Source organism: Mycobacterium sp. Aquia_213 (assembly GCF_026625985.1).
GTDB lineage: Bacteria > Actinomycetota > Actinomycetes > Mycobacteriales > Mycobacteriaceae > Mycobacterium.
The window spans coordinates 1,816,232-1,836,257 of the sequence record NZ_CP113116.1 but is presented as its reverse complement, the minus strand read 5'-3'; the positions used below and the strand labels follow the sequence as shown (position 1 = coordinate 1,836,257).

Below are 20,026 nucleotides of genomic sequence, written 5' to 3'. Positions count from 1 at the left end.
GTCAGACCGCGACCAGGTCGTCGGCATGCACCGCGGGCCGGCGCAGCTCGTCGGGCAGCTCCGAGGTCGACCGGCCGATCATGGTGGCGAGCTCGGCCGCGTCATAGGCGACCACACCGCGGGCCACCATGGTGGCGTCCGGTCCGTGCAATTCGACGACGTCGCCGCCGTAGAACCGGCCCGCCACCGCGGTGATGCCGGCGGCCAGCAGGGAGCGGCGTTGCTGCACCACCGCGCGCACCGCGCCCGCATCGAGGCTCAGGGTGCCGGTGGACTCGGCGGCATAACGCAGCCAGAACCGGCGGGCCGACATCCGCGTGGGCCGGGCGGCGAAGACCGTGCCCGACGCGGCGTCGGTGAGCGCCGTCGCGGCGTCCGTTGCCGCGGCCAGCAGCACCGGCACCCCGGCGTCGGCGGCCAGTAGCGCCGAGGACATCTTCGATGCCATGCCACCGGTGCCCAGCGCGCTGCCCGGGCCGGCCACCACACCGACGAGATCCGACGATGCGGCCACCTCGGGAATGAACCTCGCCTCCTTGGACTTTCGCGGATCGGTGTCGTAGAGGCCGTCGATGTCGGAGAGCAGTATCAGCGCCTCGGCGCCGACCAGGTGGGCCACCAGCGCCGAAAGACGGTCGTTGTCGCCGAACCGGATCTCGTTGGTGGCCACCGTGTCGTTCTCGTTGACGATCGCCACCGCGTGCAGCGCGCGCAACCGGTCCAGGGTGCGTTGGGCGTTGGTGTGCTGGGCCCGCATCGAGATGTCGTGCGCGGTCAGCAACACCTGCCCGACGGTGCGGCCATAGCGCGCGAAAGCCGCACTCCACGCGTTCACCAGCGCGACCTGGCCTACGCTTGCAGCAGCCTGCTTGGTAGCCAAATCCTTTGGACGACGCGACAATCCGAGTGGCTCGATGCCGGCGGCGATGGCACCCGAGGACACGATGACGACGTCGGTGCCCGCTTTCATGCGCCCCTCGATCGCATCGGCCAGCCCGGCCAGCCGGCTCCCGTCGAACACGCCGGACGGCGCGGTCAGCGCGTTGGTCCCGATCTTGACGACCAGACTGCGAGCGGTTCGGATCGCTTCGCGATGAGCGCTCACGGCTCGTCACCGCGTTCGCGCCGCCGACGCCGGGCGGCCTTGCGCTCGTCGGCGCCGATGCGCTCGGTGCGTTCCAGCCGCGCGTCGGTGCCGCGGCCGGTCAATGGAACCTGAACGCCGGCAGGGGTTTGCGGCTCCCAGTCGAATGTCATCTCACCGATGGTCACCGCGCAGCCGGGTTGTGCGCCCAGCCGCAGCAGCTCTTCCTCGACTCCGAGACGCGCGAGGCGGTCGGCGAGATAGCCCACCGCTTCGTCGTTGTCGAAGTTGGTCTGACCGATCCACCGCTCGGGGCGCGCCCCGGTTACCACGAAGCCGCCCTCGCCATCGGACTCGACGGTGAAACCGCTGTCGTCGACGGGCACCGGGCGGATCACCGGGCGTCGCGCTACCGGCGCCGGTTGCGCCGCGTTGTACTCCGAAATCATCTTCCAGAGCCCAAAGATAAACGGCTGCAACCCTTCTCGGGTCACCGTCGACACCAGAAACACCGGCCAGCCACGCTCGGCGATCTCGTCGCGGACGAATTCGGCGAGCTCACGCGCCTCCGGCACGTCAATCTTGTTGAGCACCACCGCCCGTGGCCGCTCGGCCAGGTCGACGAGCGCCGCGTCCCCTTGCAGGGTGGGCGTGTAGGCGGCGAGTTCGGCTTCCAGCGCGTCGATGTCGGAGATCGGGTCGCGGCCAGGATCGTTGGTGGCGCAGTCGACGACGTGTACCAGCACCGCGCACCGCTCGATGTGCCGCAGAAAATCCAGCCCCAGGCCGCGGCCCTCGGACGCGCCGGGGATCAAGCCGGGCACGTCGGCGACGGTGAACGACTGCTCGCCGGCCGAGACGACGCCGAGGTTGGGGACCAGCGTGGTGAACGGGTAATCGGCGACCTTGGGTTTGGCTGCCGAGATCACCGATACCAGCGACGACTTTCCCGCAGACGGAAATCCGACCAGCCCGGCGTCCGCCACGGTTTTGAGTTCGAGGGTGAGGTCGCGGGCCTGGCCGGGCTCGCCGAGCAGCGCAAAGCCGGGCGCCTTGCGCGCGCGGGACGCGAGCGCCGCGTTGCCCAGCCCGCCACGGCCGCCGGCAGCGGCTTCGAAGCGGGTCCCCACCCCGACCAAATCGGCTAGCAGCCGGCCGTTCTCGTCCAGGACAACGGTGCCGTCGGGGACCTTGACTTCCAGATCCGCACCGGCAGCGCCGTCGCGGTTGCTGCCGGCCCCCTGCTTGCCATTGGGAGCGGTGACATGCGGACGGAAATGGTAATCCAGCAGTGTGTGTACGGCGGGATCGACGACAAAGACGATGCTGCCGCCACGGCCGCCATTGCCGCCGTCGGGGCCACCGAGCGGCTTGAACTTCTCGCGATGAACCGAGGCGCAGCCGTTACCGCCGGAGCCCGCTCGGGCGTGGATGACGACTCGATCGACAAACCGAGGCATCGGGGGTCCTCTCAGCTACCCGCGTGCACGGGCGCAGCGACCTCAGTCGGTGGTCTGCCCGGCCGCGACGATGTTGACGGTCTTACGCCCGCGCTTGACACCGAACTCGACGGCGCCGGCTTCCTTGGCGAACAACGTGTCGTCGCCGCCACGGCCGACGTTCTCGCCGGGGTGGAAGTGGGTGCCACGCTGGCGGACGATGATCTCGCCGGCCTTGACAACCTGGCCGCCGAACCGCTTGACGCCCAGCCGCTGAGCGTTGGAGTCGCGACCGTTGCGCGAGCTGGAAGCGCCCTTCTTGTGTGCCATGTCTGTCGCCTCCCGCTACTTGATTCCGGTGACCTTCAGGACCGTCAGCTGCTGACGGTGTCCCTGACGCTTGTGGTAGCCGGTCTTGTTCTTGAACTTGTGGATACGGATCTTCGGGCCCTTGGTGTGCTCGAGCACCTCGCCGGTCACCGCGACCTTGGCCAGCGCGGCCGCGTCGGAAGTGACGGTGGCACCGTCGACAACCAGCGCAACCGGCAGCGACACCTTGGCGCCGGGCTCGGATTCGAGCTTCTCGACCTTGACCACGTCACCGACGGCGACCTTGTACTGCTTGCCACCGGTTTTGACGATTGCGTAGGTCGCCATCGTTGCTCCTGCCTCTTCCTCACGTCTTCCGCGCGCGTGCTAGCTGCGATGCGCGTGGTGGGTCTGGGGAGCGGGATAATCTTCCCGCCTGTCGTCCGCCGAAGTCAGCTGCCCGGCTTGACGACAACTGTCCAAGGGTACGTGACCAGCGGCTACAGGGTCAAACCAGCACCCGGGCGACCCGCAACGGGCACCAGGCCTGCTCCGCTCCCCCGAGCGGCCGATCGTGGCAACGTAAAGAACCGCTCTATTCAGGTATTTGTTACCTATTGGCTAACTATCGACAGCGAGCCGTCCACGTAGAATCTTTCGATGCCGACGGCCAACAAGCGCATCGATCGCACCCGCTGGCTGTATTTCGCGGTCGCCGCCGCCGTCGTGGCCGGCGTGATCGTCGGGCTGGCGGCCCCTGGGATCGGCAAGAGCGTCGGGGTGCTCGGCACGATGTTCCTCAGCCTGATGAAGATGATGATCGCGCCGATCGTCTTCTGCACGATCGTGCTGGGCATCGGCGCCATGAGTAAAGCCCAGAACGTCGGAAAGGTCGGCGCGCTGGCGGTCGGCTGCTTCCTGGTGATCTCGTCGGTGGCGCTGGGGCTTGGGCTGGCCGTCGGAAACCTGCTGGGCCTGGGCAGTGGCCTGTACCGACCGGGCGCCGACCTCGAACTGAGCACACCACCCGTCGAACACGTCGAACACACCGACGGCTTCACCGATCTCATTCACCACATCGTCCCCACGTCGCTGTTGACGGCGCTGACCGTCGGCAACGTGCTGCAGTCGGTATTTGTCGCGCTGCTGGTCGGTTTCGCGATCCGGTCGATGGGGGCCGCGGGCGAGCCGATCCTGGTCGGCATCGGCCACCTGCAGAAACTGGTTTTCCAGGTGCTCGGGATAGTCCTGTGGCTGGCACCGCTCGGGGCATTCGGCGCGATCGCCGACGTCGTCGGCTCGACGGGCTGGAGCGCGATCACGAACCTGCTGATGATGGTCGGCGCGTTCTACCTGACCTGCGCGGTGTTCGTGTTCGGCGTGCTCGGCGTGCTGCTGCGGGTGGTGTCGGGAGTTTCGATCTTCCGGCTGGTGCGCTACCTGGCCCGCGAATACCTGCTGATCGTCGCAACCTCGTCCTCGGAGCCGGCGCTACCGCGACTGATCGCCAAGATGGAACACCTGGGGGTCGAACGCGGCACCGTCGGGGTGGTGGTGCCGATCGGCTACTCGTTCAACCTCGACGGCACCGCGATCTATCTGACCATGGCCACGCTGTTCATTGCCGACGCGCTCGGCCATCCGCTGGGCTTGCGCGACCAGTTCTGGCTGTTGCTGTACATGATGGTCGCGTCGAAGGGCGCCGCGGGCATCAGCGGTGCGGGCCTGGCCACATTGGCCGAAGGCCTGCATCGCCTCGACCTGCTCGGTGGCACCGGGCTGCTGGTCGGGGTCGACCGCTTCATGTCGGAAGGCCGTGCGATCACCAACTTTTCCGGCAACGCGGTCGCGACGGTCCTGGTGGGTACCTGGAGCAAGACCATCGATCGGGCCAAGGTCGACGCGGTGCTGCACGATCGCGATCCGTTCGACGAGCTGACCATGATCGACGAGCCCGACGAAGAGCCGCCTGCCGCGCGGCAGCGCACCGCCGCGTGACGGCTGGCTAGTCCGCGTGGATGGGCGGGCCGGCCGGCCGGCCGGCCGCGCGTCGACGGCGCGGGCGTCCGAGATCTGCACCGGAGTCTTCGCCGTTCTCGTCGTCGGAGTCCTCGTCGTCATCGAGGTCTTCGTCGTCGAGGTCGAGATCCTCGTCGTCATCGTCGTCGTCGTCGTCGTCGTCGTCGAGATCATCGTCGTCGTCGAGGTCCTCGTCGTCATCGTCGAGGTCCTCGTCCACCGAGTCCTCCTCGTCGACGTCGTCGCTGTCCTGATCGGTGTCGTCGTCCTCGGCGTCCTCGAAGGCATCCTGGTCGGCGTCCAGGTCAGCGGGACCCTCTATTTTGGTCTGCTCGTCGACCTCGGCGATGGTGTCCTCGCCGGCATCCTCGGCGTCGCCGTTGTCGCGGGTGGCCATGGCCTTGAACATCGGATGTTCGCCCGGCGCGTGGACGGGCACCTTGGCGACGGCAGGCTGATCGGCGGGTTCCTCGGATCGGTTCTTCTTCGATCGCTTGCTACGCCGGCCGCCGGACTCGGACTTGCGACCGGTCGCCGGGGCCGAGTCGACCGGGTCACCGTGCAGCAGCAGCCCGCGCCCGCCACAGTTCGGGCACGTAGTCGAGAACGCCTCGATCAGACCGGTTCCCAGCCGCTTGCGGGTCAGCTGCACCAGGCCCAGCGAAGTCACCTCGGAAACCTGATGACGGGTGCGGTCGCGGGCCAGCGCCTCGGTCAGCCGGCGCAGCACCAGGTCTCGGTTGGACTCGAGCACCATATCGATGAAGTCGATGACCACGATGCCGCCGATGTCGCGCAGCCGGAGCTGGCGCACGGTCTCCTCGGCCGCCTCGAGATTGTTCTTGGTGACCGTCTGCTCGAGGTTGCCCCCGGATCCGGTGAACTTGCCGGTGTTGACGTCGACGATCGTCATCGCCTCGGTCCGGTCGATGACCAGGGTGCCGCCCGAGGGCAGCCACACCTTGCGCTCCATCGCCTTGGCCAGTTGCTCGTCGATGCGATGCACGGCGAACACGTCCGGCCCGGGTTGGCCTTCGGCTCCGGCGGGCGGATCGTATTTGGTCAGCTTCGAAACCAGGTCGGGCGCAACCGAATTCACGTAGTCGTTGATGGTGCTCCACGCCTCGTCGCCGGAGACGATGAGCCCGGCGAAGTCCTCGTTGAACAGGTCGCGGATGACCTTGACCAACACGTCGGGCTCTTCGTAGAGCGCCACCGCCGCGCCGGCAGCCTTCCCTTTGGTCTCGCCCGCCTTGGCATCGATCTCTTCCCAGCGCTCCTGCAGGCGGGTGACGTCCTGGCGGATGTCGTCCTCTTTGACGCCCTCGGACGCGGTCCGGATGATCACCCCGGCGTTCGACGGCACCACCTCACGCAGGATCTCCTTGAGACGCTGGCGTTCGGTGTCGGGCAGCTTGCGGCTGATCCCGGTCGACGACGCACCCGGCACATAAACCAGGTACCGGCCGGCCAGGGAGACCTGGGTGGTCAGCCGGGCGCCCTTGTGTCCGACCGGGTCCTTGCTGACCTGGACGACGACGTAATCGCCGGGCTTGAGGGCCTTTTCGATCTTGCGCTCGGCACCGCCCAGCCCCGCGGCTTCCCAGTCGACCTCGCCGGCGTACAGCACGCCGTTGCGGCCGCGGCCGATGTCGACGAACGCCGCCTCCATCGAGGGCAGCACGTTCTGCACGATGCCGAGGTAGATGTTGCCGACCAGCGACGCCGATGCAGCCGACGTCACGAAATGCTCGACGACGATGCCGTCCTCGAGCACGGCGATCTGCGTATAGCGGGCACCCGGGTGCGGCGGCTCCGTGCGGACCCGGTCGCGCACCACCATGACCCGCTCGACCGCCTCGCGGCGCGCCAGGAATTCGGCCTCGGTCAGCACCGGCGGCCGGCGCCGTCCGGCATCACGCCCGTCGCGGCGGCGTTGCCGCTTGGCCTCTAGCCGCGTCGACCCATCGATGCCCTTGATCTCGGCATTGCTCGAGCCGTTGTTCCTGCCGCCGTCCGCCGAGGAGCCGCCCTTGCCGCGCGGTGCTCGTTCGTGCACCACGGTATTCGGCGGATCGTCGGGCGACGAGGCCTCGTCATTGTCGTCAGCCGAACCCGACTTGCGCCGACGGCGCCTGCGACGACGCCGAGTGGCGCCGTCCGCCGAGCCGTCATCGGAGTCGCCATCGTCGGAGTCATCCGAGTCGTCGCCGTCGTCGGAGTCATCCAAGTCGGCGGATCTCGAGCCGCGCTGCTCGCCGTCGCCGTCCTCGTCCTGGTCGGATCCGCCCTGATCGCCGCGGCCACGGCCACGTCCGCGCCGGCCGCGGCGGCGCCGGCGGTTAGCCGGCCGATCGGCCTGCTCCTCGTCGTCGTCCTCACCGTCATCGGAATCGTCGGCGTCGGTGTCGGAGCTGTCGGCGGCGCGGGTTGGGGCGTCGGCCGCGACCGGCTGCGGCGCCACGAACAGCGGCATGTAGGCCGGGCGGTCGATCGCGGTCTCCAGCTTCACCCGGGACCCAGGTTCACCTGATGAGGCGGCTTCGGCGCTACTGAACGCCACGAGGTTCTCCGGCGGCCGGGGCGACAGCAGATCACGCACCCGGATCGCGTCCTCGTAGTCGACGCCGGAATGTGCGCTGCGGATTCGTCCGTCCAGTGCGCTGAGCGCGTCCACCACTCGCTTGCTGGTGGTTCCCAGCGCTCGCGCCAGGGAATGGACTCTCAATCGGTCCGGCAGGTCTTCCTGGACCGGCGCATTTGAAGGGTCTGAAGTTTGGTCACCGTCTGCCACGTATTCTCCTCAAGCCCCCGGGCGCGTCATATCGACGCGGCCACGCGAGGGCTTCGCTATGTGCCCGGGTCACTTCTCCCGGTCTTGTGATGGTCTTGCCCCGAGCGACTCGGCTAGAACCAACTCGGTGCCGTGCTGAATGTCGGCCTGACATGCGGCGCTACATCGCGAGCTGGCAATGGTCGCGCTTGTCTAAGTCTTCATTCGGGTGTCCGACGCCAGTCCGGCGACGTTCACCCGCAGTCAGTATCCCACATCACGCCGTAGGCCCAAACGAGCCTGACCTGGAACCCCCAGCGGGCTAGAGGTCTAAGCGCCGGGAAACCATAGCGCGATTTCGCGCTTTGCTGAATCGATCGAATCGGATCCGTGCACCAGATTCAGCTGCGTTTCCAGGCCGAAATCGCCACGGATTGTGCCGGGAGTGGCCTTTTCCACCGGGTCGGTACCGCCAGCGAGCTGCCGAAACGCCGCAATCGCGCGCGGTCCCTCGACGATCGCCGCGACGACCGGCCCCGACGTGATGAAGTCGAGCAGCGACTCGAAGAACGGCTTGCCCTCGTGCTCGGCGTAGTGCTGGGTGGCCAACTCTGTGGTGACGCTGCGCAGTTCGAGCGCCACGAACGTGAGGCCCTTGCGCTCGATGCGGCTGATGATCTCGCCGATCAGCCGCCGCTCGACGCCGTCGGGCTTGATCAGTACCAGGGTCCGTTCCGTCACGGCGGTCAGCGTACCCAACGAATCGGCACTCAGCCCGGCGGTGTTTGCGCGTGCTCCTGTCGTCGGCGGACCTCAGCGCGAAAGTACGCGATCAGCAGCCACAATCCGCCGAACAGCACACCGATGAATCCCACGCCCGAGTACACCGCGAACCCGGCGAGGACGACCAGCTGGACGCTCAGGTTCACCCAAATCGCCCAGGGCCGGCCCTGGACGCCACACAGCAGGATGAGCAGCAACGCGAGCCCGATCAGATAGCTCAGCGATGCCCCGTTAAGGCCGCCGCCGACCGCGCCGACCACCGGTATCGCCAGCAGCACCACGATCGCTTCCAAGATCAGCGTCGCGGCCATCACTCCCCGGAAGCTCTTCCAGGGGTCGGCGGGCGGCGGGTTCTGGTCGCTATCGGTCATTCCGGATCACGACCGAACAACGTGCGCGCGGCTCCGGCGGTGACCACCGAGCCGGTGATCACCATTCCGGTGCCGGAAAACTCCTCGGCCTCACCCTCTGCGGCGGCGTCGTCGACCAGCGCGGTCGCGACGTCGATCGCGTCGCGCAGGTTTTCGGCGGTCAGCACCCGGTCGGGCCCGAACCGCTGCTGGGCGGCCAGTGCCAGTGACTCGACATCCAACGCTCGCGGCGACCCGTTGTGCGTCACGACGACCGAATCGAATGCCGGCTCCAGCGCGGCAAGGATGCCGTCGACGTCCTTGTCGGCCATCACGGACAGGACCCCGACCAGGTATCGGAAGTCGAATTCGCTGTCCAGCGACTGCGCCAGCGCGGCCGCTCCGGCCGGATTGTGCGCGGCGTCGATGAAAACGGTGGGGGCGCTGCGCATCCGCTCCAGCCGCCCGGGGCTGGTGACGGCGGCGAAACCGGCCCGCACCGCCTCGACGTCGAGCTGACGCTGCGCACCGGCGCCGAAGAAGGCCTCGACCGCCGCGAGGGCCACCACCGCGTTGTGCGCCTGGTGTTCGCCGTGCAGTGGCAGGTACACGTCGGAGTACACCCCGCCGAGGCCCTGCAGCTCCAGCACCTGTCCGCCGATCGCGATTTGACGGCCCAGCACCGCGAACTCGGAATCCTCCCGCGCGACGGCTGCGTCGGCCGAAACGGTTTGTGCCAGAATCACTTCCATCGCCTCCGGGACCTGCCGTGCGATGATCGCGACGGTGTCGGGCGCGCCGTCCGGCGCCTTGGTGATGATGCCCGCCTTCTCGCCCGCGATTCCGGCGATGTCCTCGCCGAGGTATTCCACGTGGTCGATGCCGATCGGGGTGATCACCGCGACGGGCGCGTTGATCACGTTGGTGGCATCCCATCGGCCGCCCATGCCGACCTCGACGACGGCGACCTCGACGGGAGCGTCGGCGAAAGCGGCGAACGCCATCGCGGTCAGCACCTCGAACTTGCTCATCGCCGGACCGCCCGCGGCCTGCGACTGCGCGTCGATCATTTGCACGAACGGCTCGATCTCGAGGTAGGTCGACACGTATTGCGCTGGGCTGATTGGCTTTCCGTCGATCGCGATGCGTTCGACAGCCGACTGCAGGTGCGGGCTGGTGGTTCGGCCGGTGCGCCGGTGCAACGCGGTCAGCAGCGCGTCGATCATGCGCACCACCGAGGTCTTGCCGTTGGTGCCCGCGACGTGGATCGACGGATAGCCGAGCTGCGGGGAGCCGAGGAGATCCATCAGGGCGCTGATCCGGGTCAGGCTCGGTTCGATTTTGGTCTCGGGCCAGCGCTGGTCCAGCAGATGCTCGACCTGCAACAGGGACGCGATCTCGTCCGGCGTGGGAGCCACACTGGTTGCCCCAGAATGGTCGAGCCAGTCGGGCTCTTCGGTCATTGCAGCCCGGCCAGCCTGGTGTTGATGCGCTCGGTTTCCTCTTGGGCCAGCCGCTGACGATCGCGGATCTTGGTGACGACCGGTTCCGGCGCTTTGGCCAGGAAGTCCGCGTTGGCCAATTTGGCTGCGGTGGAAGCCAATTCCTTCTGCGCAGCCGCCAGATCCTTTTCCAGGCGCCGGCGCTCGGCGGCGACGTCGATGGTTCCCGACGTGTCGAGTTCGACGACGACGGTGCCGGCGCTCAACCGAACCTCCAGGGACACCGACGCGCCGAAATCGGGTCCCGGCGCGGTGAGCCACGCCAGCGACGTGACCGCGGCCACTTGAGTGTTCAGATCGCAGTCCTCGACGCCGGCCAACCGGGCCGGCACCTTCTGCCGGTCGGCGAGGCCCTGGTCGCTGCGGAACCTGCGGACCTCGGTCACCAGTCGCTGCATATCGCTGACACGCTGCACCGCAACAGGATCCAGGTTGATGCCCGACGGCTTCGGCCACTCGGCGATGACCAGGGACTCCTCGCCCGTCAACGCTTGCCACAGCTCCTCGGTGACGAACGGGATGACCGGCTGGAGCAACCGCAGCAGTGTGTCGAGACCCGCGGCTAGCACCGCGGTGGTCTGGGTGAGCCCGTCGGCGAGCTGCACCTTCGCCACTTCGACATACCAGTCGCAGAATTCGTCCCACGCGAAGTGGTAGAGCGCCTCGCAGGCCCGGCTGAACTCGTAGCTGTCGAATGCCGAATCAACCTCGGCGCGAACCTCTTCCAACCGTCCCAGGATCCACCGGTCGGCATCGGTCAGCTCGGCGACCGGAGGCAGCGGCGCCAGCTGCGCGCCATTGAGCAACGCGAAGCGGGTCGCGTTGAACAGCTTGGTCACGAAGTTGCGTGACGCCCGGACGGCGTCCTCGCCGATCGAAAGGTCACCGCCGGGACTGGCGCCGCGCGCGAGGGTGAACCGCAACGCATCGGCCCCGAACAGCTCCAGCCAGTCCAGCGGGTCGATCACGTTGCCTTTGGACTTACTCATCTTGCGGCCGAATTCGTCACGGATGAGCCCGTGCAGGAAGACGTCGGTGAACGGCACCTGCGGGCCGCGGCTGCCGTCAAGCGTGATCGCGTCGTCGCCGCCGACGAACGTGCCGAACATCATCATCCGGGCCACCCAGAAGAACAGGATGTCGTATCCGGTCACCAAAACGCTTGTCGGATAAAACTTCTCCAGATCCGCGGTGCGCGACGGCCAGCCCAGGGTGGAGAACGGCCACAGCGCCGACGAGAACCAGGTGTCCAGCACGTCGGGGTCTTGCTCCCAGCCCTCCGGCGGCGTCTCATCCGGCCCGACACACACCTGTTCGCCGTCGGGCCCGTACCAGATCGGGATGCGGTGGCCCCACCACAGCTGTCGCGAGATGCACCAGTCGTGCATGTCGTCGACCCAGCCGAACCAGCGCGGCTCCAGGCTCGCGGGGTGAATCACGGTGTCCCCGTTACGCACCGCGTCGCCGGCGGCCTTGGCCAGTGATTCCACCCTGACCCACCATTGCAGCGACAGCCGGGGCTCGATCGGTTCGCCGCTGCGCTCCGAGTGCCCGACGCTATGCAGGTAGGGCCGCTTCTCGGCGACCACCCGGCCCTGTGCCGCCAAGGCCTCACGGACCGCGACGCGGGCTTCGAAGCGATCCATGCCGTCGAATTGTGTTCCGGTGTCGACGATCCGGCCCTTGGTGTCGAGGATCGAGATCATCGGTAACTCGTGGCGCAGCCCGATCTCGAAGTCGTTCGGGTCGTGCGCGGGCGTGACTTTGACGGCGCCGGTACCGAATTCGGGGTCCACGTGCTCGTCGGAGACGATGATCAGCTGCCGATCGATGAACGGGTGCGGCAGTGTGGTGCCGACCAGGTGGCGGTAGCGCTCATCGTCGGGGTGCACCGCGACCGCGGTGTCACCCAGCATCGTCTCGACCCGGGTGGTGGCCACCACGATGTGCGGTTGCGAGTCGTCCAGCGAGCCATAGCGGAACGACACCAGTTCGCCTTCGACGTCGACGTAATTGACCTCGAGGTCCGAGATTGCCGTTTCCAGCACCGGCGACCAGTTGACCAGTCGCTCGGCCTGATAGATCAGCCCGGCGTCGTAGAGCCGCTTGAAAATCGTCCGCACCGCGCGCGAGAGGCCCTCGTCCATCGTGAACCGGTCGCGGTCCCAATCGACCCCGTCACCGAGGCGCCGCATCTGGCCGCCGATGGCGCCGCCGGATTCATGCTTCCAGTCCCACACCTTGTCGACGAAGAGCTCGCGACCGAAATCCTCTTTGGTCTTGCCGTCGACCGCGAGCTGCTTTTCCACCACGCTCTGAGTCGCGATGCCGGCGTGATCCATCCCCGGCTGCCAGAGCACCTCGTAGCCCTGCATGCGCTTGCGGCGGGTCAGGGCGTCCATCATCGTGTGTTCCAGCGCGTGGCCCATGTGCAAGCTGCCCGTGACGTTCGGCGGCGGCAGCACAATCGAGTACCCGGGCTTGGAACTGGTCGGGTCCGCCTTGAAGTAACCCGCATCCACCCACTTCCGGTAGATCGCCGTCTCCATCGCACCGGGATCCCACGACTTGGGCAGGTCGGCGGCAGAGCTGGGGCTGGCGGTCACCGGTCAATTCTAGGAACCGCGACGGGCCCGTGTGTAAGCGCCCGAACACGCGGGTGATCGGTCGGTGTCGGTTTGGCAGCCGAGATCAGGGAATCGTGAGCACCTGGCCGGGGTGGATCAGGTCGGGATCGGCGACGCCGCTGGCCTCTGCGATCACCCGATACTTGCTGCCGTCACCGTAAAATCGCTCCGCGATCGCCCACATCGTGTCGCCCGAGACGACGGTGTACGTGCGCGGCGCGGGCTCGGGTGCGACGTCTGCCACCGGCTCCGGGGCGGGCTCGGCGACCGGCTCGGCCGTGTCGCTTGTCACATCCGCGGCGGCGGGCTCGGCGGCCGGCGGCGGAGGTGGCGGACCATCGGTCTCGGTGTGGCTGGACCACGCCGGTCCGTCGGCGGCATAGAGCACCAGGTTGCAGTCATCCTGAAGGACCAGCCGGACGTCTTTTTTACCCTTGGTGTCGGTATGCCAAACCGGCTTGTCCGATGTGTACAGGACGAAGTTCCCATCGCGCTGCACTTCGGCGCGCTGCACGTCCTGGCCGTTGGTCGAGGTCGCCCATAGCGCCTCACCCCGCGCGGCCAGCACCAGGTTGCCGTCGTCTTGCAGCGTCAGGGTGTAGGCCCCGTTGCTGGAGGCCAGCGATTGTCCCCGCTGCAGCTGTTGTCCTTCAGTAAGCGTGTCTGACATAGCATTTCCCTCTCGTCATCTAGTCCGGCGTGCCGGCGCCGGACTAGCTTGCCGGTGCCCGATGAGTGGGCGCCGGTTGGCTACTTCTTGCCGCCGAGCAGGCCACCGAGGATGTCGCCGAGTGCGCCGCCTTTGCCGCTCAGCACGTTTCCCAGGATGTTGCCCAGCGACTTGTCGCCGCTGCTGCCGCTCAGGATGCTGCCCAGAACTTCGCCGAGGCCGCCGGACTGCGCCTGCGTCGTCTGCGGTGCTGAGCCGCCCGTTAGTTGTTTTCCGATGTACGCCAGCACAATCGGGAGCACAACCGGCAACAGCTGCTTGAGCAGGTCGCTGTTCCCCGCTCCCCCGTTGGCCAGTGCGGACGCGACCTGCTCGGCGTCACTGCCACCGAAGAGCGTCGCGACCGCCTGGTCCCCGTCACTGTCGGCAGCGGTCGCGGCCGATTCGATCCTGCCGGCGTGCTCGGGATCTTGCGAATTCTGGTGCAGGCCGCTCAACAGCGCCGGCACCAGCGTATGCACCGCTGTGTCGACTTCGCCTTCGTCGGCGCCGAGCTGGCCTGCTATGTCAGCTATGGGAATCTGCGCGTACAAATCATCGAGACCGGCCATCGTGATCTCCACCTTGTTTGGACGGATGTTTCAGCCAAGTCGACTCCGACACTAGTCCGATCGGGTACCGATCGAAAGACGTTGCGGCAGCAGGTTTAATCCAGCCGCTCGGTCCGCAGCGACACGCCGGCGGCAGGGAGCCGGGTTAGCAAAACATCGCCCATCGCCACCGCGGGGGTGAGGACACCGCGCAGGTCCGTGAGCTTGTCCCGATCCAGCGCGAGGGCGAGGCCGCACTCGCCCAGCAACACCGCGGTCGCCTTGTAGCCGGGGTCTCCCCGCTGCTCCATCCTGGCCACATAGCGTGCCCCGCTGGTTGTGGTGGTGTAGGTCTCCAGCCGGTAGTAGCCGCGGTCCCGCGCTTTGGCGCTCGGACCGGTGCCGGGTTTGGGTGTGATGCGATCCAGCAGCTTGCCCGGGAGCAGCCGGAAGTAACGGCTGCCCAGTTCGATCGACGCGTTGCCGACTCCGGCCACGATCGCGGACGCCACCGGCGCCAGCGGCGACGAACCCACGCTCATGTGTTCGCTGTAGCGGAACCGCCGGCCGTATGCCCAATCCAGTAATGCGTTGCTGCGCCGCACGATTCGGGTGTTGATCGACGACATCACGAATCCGGCGGTCCAGATGCCTTTGAGCTCGGGCGCGATGTAGCGACCGCGCCGCCACGGCAGATCGGGCTGGCGGCCGAGCTCGGGTTCGGCGCCGCGATCGGTGCTCAGCGTGTACGGGTCGGCAAGCTGACGGCGCACGTCGGGGTCGCTGGATGCGGCTCGCAGCACCCCCATGATCGACGCGACCGTCCCGCCGGAGAGCCCGCCGACCAACGAGCGCATCACGAAGTTGGTATCGCCGAGCTCGCCGGCGCCGTCATCTTGTGCGGCCCGGAACAACGCGTACACCGTCAGATCCGAAGGGATGGAATCGAATCCGCAGCAGTGCACGATGCGGGCGCCGTTGTCGGCGGCTTCCTTGTGATACAGGTCGATGGCCTCGCGGATGAACATCGCCTCGCCGGTCAGGTCCGCATAGTCGGTGCCCGCCGCGGCGCACGCGGCCACCAGCGGCATTCCATAGCGGGCGTAGGGGCCGACGGTGGTGACGACGACTTGGGTCCGCGCGGCCATCTCATTCAGGCTCGACGGCGAGGCCGCGTCGGCGCCCAGAACAGGCCAGGACCCCGCGGCTTCCCCCAGGGTGTCGCGAACGGCGCGCAATCGATCTGTCGACCTGCCGGCCAGGGCGATCCGCGCACCGGATCCGGCGCGTGCCAGGTATTCGGCGGTGAGCTTCCCGACGAAGCCGGTCGCCCCGTACAGCACGATGTCGAACTCACGCCCCGTTGCGGTCATCGTCGCGACGGTACCGGATCGATAGCGGCGGCTCGGCGGCCGCAAGCTCAGGGCGCGTGCGGCGGACCCAGATAGGGGAACTCGGTCAGAGTGTCGGTATGCGGCGAGAGCCCCGACGGCGGGCACTCGCCCTTGGTGAGGAACGCCAGCCGGTAGTCGATGACGTCATCGGTGAACACCCGGCCGTTCGGGTATTGGGCGGGCTTGGCCGGGTCGAAGGTCAGCATGTCCGGCAGCGTGCCCTCCTTCTCGATCGCGGCGACGGCCTCCTCTCGGTCGTAGCCGCCGGTGTGACCCATCAGGTGGACGAACTGGTCAAGCCATCGATTCCAGTCGTTCGGGGGCTCGCTCGCGTTGTACTCCAGTTTGGTGTCGTCGGTGTTGAAGAAACTGCTCACCGACGGGTGACCGGCCCGGTCCACATGGTTCAGCGAGCCGTTCCCGCGCAGGCTGCACCGTCCCCAGATGCGCAGCGGCCCCGACGCGCCGAGCGCGCTGGTGGGCAGCTCGATCGCCATCGAGCAGACATTGGCCGTGGTGTTCGAGTCCTGGCCGGTCCATGGCGACTTGCCGCCGAGTTCGGCGAGATGTGGCGCGGTGAAATTGCGCTTGCCGCTGATATCGAACAGGTTCTTGATGCCGTCGTAGTCGAAGAAGAAGGCATCGCTGCGGGCGCCCGCGGCGAAGGTGATGTCGCCGGCGGTGGCGATATGCGGCTGCGCGCCGAACGACACCTCTACATCGGTGAAGATCTGCTCGCCAACCGGCTCGGGCGAGCGCGACTGTTCGCCGCGGGCCAGGAACACATTGACCGTCTGCTTGCCGTCCACCGGCGTGGAGAACACGAAACTGAACGCGATGTCGTTGATCAGGTCGCCGTCGGTGTCGATCGCCAGCCGGTAGATGGCATCCGGATGCAGGGCGTCGGCCTCCGGATTGGCGTTGAGGATCAGGACGGTCCGCGAGCCGTCGGTCGGCGATTGGAACGCGTACAGGTCGCACAGGTCGAGTCGCTGGTCACCGAGCGGCGGTCCGAGACTGAGGCCGGTGAAATGGTTGGACATGTGTAGGCCCCTTTCCACGCCTTGTCTGGTTCGTCGTCAACGTAGCGCTTGGGTGCACTGCGCAACAGAAAATGCCGGGCACGTGGCCCGGCATTTCCCGTTACTTACGACGTTAAGGCGTCAGCTGTCCGTCAGCCGCGACGGCCGCAGACCGGCCACGCGCCGATCCCCTGCGAGTGCAGCACGTTCTCGGCGACGCGGATCTGCTCCTCACGGCTCGCGCCGGCCGGGGAACCCGCGCCGCCGTTGGCACGCCAGGTGCTCGAGGTGAACTGCAGACCACCGGCGAAGCCGTTACCGGTGCTGATCCCCCAGTTGCCGCCCGACTCGCACTGCGCGATGGCATCCCAGTTCACGCTGTACGCCTTGACCGGCGGCGGGGCGTCCGGGCCCGGAGGCGGCGGGACGTCGAAGCCGACCGGGGCGGGCGGCGGCGGAACGTTCGGGTCAATGCCCGGGGCGGGCGGCGGGGCGTCCGGTGCCGGAGGCGGCGGGACCTCGAAGCCCGCCGGCGCGGCAGACGCGTCGGGAGCCGGAGCGTCAGGAGCCGGCGGCGGGGGCGCATCCGCGCTGGCGCTGGCGGACGGGAAGGTCACCAGCGAGCCTGTGATAGCAGCGAGGATGAGCGTCTTACGGACGTTGTTCAAAATGTTCCTTTCGCAAGCGCGCGCGCCAAAGCAAACCCACGGGTGGGTTTAGGTCGTTCGTGAAGTGGAAATAGGTGCTCTGGAACGTGCCGTCTCGTTTCGGCACGACAGCGAGGGCAATCATCTGCCCAGCGGCCGAAAAGCCGCTGGCCGCAAGACGGCGATAGCCGTCCGCAGCCCCGCTCACACACGGGTCCGTGGATTAAATTTTCTTTAACCCCTTTCGGGCTAAAAGGCACCGTACGAGACCGCGAAGCATTCGTCATATCCGACACGCCGATATCTCGGAACAATAACGAGCAGATCACGGCCCGAGCGGCGATTTATTTTTGCAGGTCAGCTGTGCCTTTTCTTAGGAAACTCCCAGGTCAAGATCAAGACGCAATCGTGACTCGAATCACGCACATTTTGTGAGCTGGACCACGCATTTGCCACGTTGCCGAGCAACCCCCCGGCTTCGCCATCCTCCGGGGCGTCGACGGAGCCGCACTGCCGGTTTCTTGATCGGTTCACCTGGCGTCGGATCTGCCGACAAATGCCGCCCGTACCAGGCCAAATGCGCTCTTTCGCAACGTCATTCGTTGATGCTGAGCAAGGGTGCCCTATGCACGGGCGTCAGCAACGGGTAAAACACGTCTAGGCAATCGTTTCAGCCGAGTTACACAGTGCTCCAATGGCTTTAGCAAGACGGATGCGCCGAAGGCCGCCGAGTGCCCCGACGGGCCGGCCGGGCGCCAGGAACGCGGCCGGGCGCGTGGTGTCGCCCGAATTTGCGCAAAACAATTTGCTGAGGAAATTCCGGCGGCCGCTTCCCGGCCCCGTGGCATCAGACCGGCCACCAGCGGGCCCGTCGGTACACCGTCGAACGCCCGAAAGCTCCTGTCTCCCAACGTAATCCGATCCACGCCCCGGTGCCTTACCCGAACGTATCTGCTAATAACCCCACAATGGTCTGGTTATTCGCGGCGCATCAATAATTGACACGGGTGAACAAACGGTTAACTGGTCACGCATTTAAGCGGTGTGATTATCTCGAGAATTGAGACGAAACCAAACAATTAATTCAAGAATGGCGAAAGTCGCCGGGCCTATCAGGCGCCGGGGAGCACCAGGGCGCGCAACTCGGCGTCGGTGTTGACGTTGGTCAACGCACGCGAATCCGGCAGCACGATCTGCTGGGCGTCCGACGCATCGATCAGGGCGCTCATCCTGCGCTCGCCGGCGGCCACCAGCGCATCAATGCGGTCGGCCAGATCGGTGCGATACACCGCCGCCAGGAAGTGGCTGCGACCGTCCCAGGGCACGATCACTTCGGCGTCGGTCTTGGTGGCGAGCGCCATCAAGTCGTCGATCAATTCTGCTGTCAGCAGCGGCATGTCGACCGCGGAGACAAAGGCGAACTGGGCGCCCGCTTCCGCGGCAGCGCGCAGTCCCCGACCGGTCGCCGGCAGCGGCCCCAGTCCCTGTATCTCGTCACGAATGACCCGCGCCGACTCCAACTTTGGCAGCGGCTGGCCCGGGGCAGCGACGACGAATACCGGCTCGCAGCGCGCAGCCACGACCCCGACGACGTACTCGGCCATCGTGGCGACTCCGCCGGGACCCGGCAAGGTTGCCTTATCGCGGCCCATGCGCCGCGATTCGCCCCCGGCGAGTACTACTGCGGCCAATGACACTGCATCGGACACCAGCGCAGCCCCTTAGTCGACGGTCCAGGTGTCACGCCCGCGCAGCAGCGACTGCAGCGCGGCCGCGTCGAACGGCGTTGCGGACCGGGCCGCGGCGACCTGGGCGCGGGCCGCGTCATCGTAGGTGGGGCGGTTGACGCTTCGGAAGATGCCCAGCACCGTGTGGTCGAGGTTTTGGTCCGACAGCCGCGACAGCGCAAACGCATAGCCGGAGTCGTCGGCGTGCGCGTCGTGCTTGACGATCTCTTCGACTGCCACGTCAGCGGTCTTAGCCACCTCGAGGCCGAAGCCGGACTTCACCACGCAGTATTCGCCGTTGGCGCCGAACACAATCGGCTCGCCGTGATGGACGTTGATGACCCGGTCCTCGGCGCCTTCCTTGCGCAGCGCGTCGAACGAGCCGTCGTTGAAAATCGGGCAGTCCTGCAGGATTTCGACTACGGCGGCGCCCCGGTGCTCGGCGGCGCCGCGCAATACCTCGGTGAGCCCGGCACGATCGGAGTCCAGCGCGCGACCGACGAAGGTCGCCTCGGCGCCCAGCGCCAGCGAGGCGGGATTGAACGGGTGGTCCAGCGAGCCCATCGGTGTCGACTTGGTGACCTTGCCGACCTCGGATGTCGGCGAGTACTGGCCCTTGGTCAGCCCGTAGATCCGGTTGTTGAACAACAGGATGGTGATGTTGACGTTGCGGCGCAGCGCGTGAATCAGGTGGTTGCCGCCGATCGACAAGGCGTCGCCGTCGCCGGTGACCACCCACACCGAAAGGTCCTCGCGGGCCAATGCCAGGCCGGTCGCGATCGCCGGCGCGCGGCCGTGGATCGAGTGGAACCCGTAGGTCTCCAGGTAGTACGGGAAGCGGCTGGAGCAGCCGATACCGCTGACGAACACGATGTTCTCGCGGCGCAGGCCCAGGTCGGGCAGGAAGTTGCGGATGGTGTTGAGGATGACGTAGTCACCGCAGCCCGGGCACCAGCGGACCTCTTGGTCACTGGTGAAGTCCTTGCCCTTCTGCGGCTGATCCGTGGTGGGCACGCCGTCGTTCTTCTTCAACCTCGGAGTCAAGCCGAGGTCTGTGCCCGCCAGGTCGTTGCCGATCGCGTTAGTCACG

At 67.0% G+C, this 20,026-nt stretch carries 17 protein-coding genes; 1 reads left to right on the top strand and 16 read right to left on the bottom strand.

The annotated features are described in order from the left end of the window. Position 1: 1 nt before the first annotated feature. From proB to rplU, 4 genes are read right to left on the bottom strand one after another with little or no spacing between them, the layout of a single operon-like run. Positions 2-1,105 (bottom strand): glutamate 5-kinase, encoded by a 1,104-nt coding sequence (proB, locus tag LMQ14_RS08715; protein WP_267734352.1) that lies wholly within the window; start codon positions 1,103-1,105, stop codon positions 2-4. After that, the gene (gene obgE / locus LMQ14_RS08710) at positions 1,102-2,544 is read right to left on the bottom strand and encodes a GTPase ObgE (protein ID WP_267734351.1); all 1,443 of its coding nucleotides are present in this window, start codon (positions 2,542-2,544) and stop codon (positions 1,102-1,104) included. Before obgE ends, proB begins: the two co-directional genes overlap by 4 nt. 42 nt (positions 2,545-2,586) lie before the next feature. After that, positions 2,587-2,853, bottom strand: coding sequence for a 50S ribosomal protein L27 (rpmA, locus tag LMQ14_RS08705; protein WP_267734350.1), 267 nt, complete (start codon positions 2,851-2,853; stop codon positions 2,587-2,589). Positions 2,854-2,868: 15 nt separating this feature from the next. After that, a complete protein-coding gene (rplU, locus tag LMQ14_RS08700) occupies positions 2,869-3,180 on the bottom strand; it encodes a 50S ribosomal protein L21 (protein WP_025736107.1) in 312 nt (103 codons plus the stop codon). Between the two features lie 312 nt (positions 3,181-3,492). Here rplU and LMQ14_RS08695 point away from each other — a divergent pair, with 312 nt between their 5' ends. Next, on the top strand, positions 3,493-4,830 hold the full coding sequence (locus tag LMQ14_RS08695; RefSeq protein ID WP_267734349.1) for a cation:dicarboxylate symporter family transporter: 1,338 nt from the start codon (positions 3,493-3,495) through the stop codon (positions 4,828-4,830). A 7-nt stretch (positions 4,831-4,837) separates the two neighbouring features. Here the strand turns inward: LMQ14_RS08695 and LMQ14_RS08690 are convergent, their stop codons facing one another. The 12 genes from LMQ14_RS08690 to LMQ14_RS08635 all read right to left on the bottom strand — a co-directional run bounded on the left by LMQ14_RS08690 (position 4,838) and on the right by LMQ14_RS08635 (position 20,025). Next, positions 4,838-7,645, bottom strand: coding sequence for an Rne/Rng family ribonuclease (locus LMQ14_RS08690; RefSeq protein ID WP_267734348.1), 2,808 nt, complete (start codon positions 7,643-7,645; stop codon positions 4,838-4,840). 309 nt (positions 7,646-7,954) lie between these two features. Then, positions 7,955-8,365: a nucleoside-diphosphate kinase gene (ndk, locus tag LMQ14_RS08685; RefSeq protein ID WP_267734347.1), complete on the bottom strand. Its 411-nt coding sequence runs from the start codon at positions 8,363-8,365 to the stop codon at positions 7,955-7,957. 29 nt (positions 8,366-8,394) lie between these two features. Then, a complete protein-coding gene (locus LMQ14_RS08680) occupies positions 8,395-8,778 on the bottom strand; it encodes a DUF4233 domain-containing protein (RefSeq protein WP_267734346.1) in 384 nt (127 codons plus the stop codon). Then, positions 8,775-10,220 carry a bifunctional tetrahydrofolate synthase/dihydrofolate synthase gene (folC, locus tag LMQ14_RS08675; protein WP_267734345.1) on the bottom strand — a complete coding sequence of 482 codons (1,446 nt, stop codon included), beginning with the start codon at positions 10,218-10,220 and terminating at the stop codon, positions 8,775-8,777. Before folC ends, LMQ14_RS08680 begins: the two co-directional genes overlap by 4 nt. After that, positions 10,217-12,865 carry a valine--tRNA ligase gene (locus LMQ14_RS08670; RefSeq protein WP_267734344.1) on the bottom strand — a complete coding sequence of 883 codons (2,649 nt, stop codon included), beginning with the start codon at positions 12,863-12,865 and terminating at the stop codon, positions 10,217-10,219. The genes folC and LMQ14_RS08670 overlap by 4 nt, the downstream gene beginning before the upstream one ends. 85 nt (positions 12,866-12,950) lie before the next feature. Next, positions 12,951-13,556: a LysM peptidoglycan-binding domain-containing protein gene (locus LMQ14_RS08665; protein ID WP_267734343.1), complete on the bottom strand. Its 606-nt coding sequence runs from the start codon at positions 13,554-13,556 to the stop codon at positions 12,951-12,953. Positions 13,557-13,636: 80 nt separating this feature from the next. Further along, positions 13,637-14,167, bottom strand: a complete 531-nt coding sequence (locus LMQ14_RS08660; RefSeq protein ID WP_267734342.1) for a DUF937 domain-containing protein — start codon at positions 14,165-14,167, stop codon at positions 13,637-13,639. A 95-nt stretch (positions 14,168-14,262) separates the two neighbouring features. Continuing rightward, on the bottom strand, positions 14,263-15,519 hold the full coding sequence (locus tag LMQ14_RS08655) for a saccharopine dehydrogenase family protein (RefSeq protein WP_267734341.1): 1,257 nt from the start codon (positions 15,517-15,519) through the stop codon (positions 14,263-14,265). 47 nt (positions 15,520-15,566) lie between these two features. Then, positions 15,567-16,583 (bottom strand): DUF4331 family protein, encoded by a 1,017-nt coding sequence (locus LMQ14_RS08650; protein WP_267734340.1) that lies wholly within the window; start codon positions 16,581-16,583, stop codon positions 15,567-15,569. A gap of 131 nt (positions 16,584-16,714) precedes the next feature. Further along, complete coding sequence (locus LMQ14_RS08645) at positions 16,715-17,230, bottom strand: transglycosylase family protein (RefSeq protein WP_267734339.1); 516 nt, start codon at positions 17,228-17,230, stop codon at positions 16,715-16,717. Positions 17,231-18,321: 1,091 nt separating this feature from the next. After that, positions 18,322-18,861, bottom strand: a complete 540-nt coding sequence (gene mobA / locus LMQ14_RS08640; protein ID WP_267735416.1) for a molybdenum cofactor guanylyltransferase — start codon at positions 18,859-18,861, stop codon at positions 18,322-18,324. 69 nt (positions 18,862-18,930) lie between these two features. After that, entirely contained in the window at positions 18,931-20,025 is a 1,095-nt protein-coding gene (locus LMQ14_RS08635; protein WP_267734338.1) for a 2-oxoacid:ferredoxin oxidoreductase subunit beta, read from the bottom strand. Between the last annotated feature and the right edge of the window lies 1 nt (position 20,026).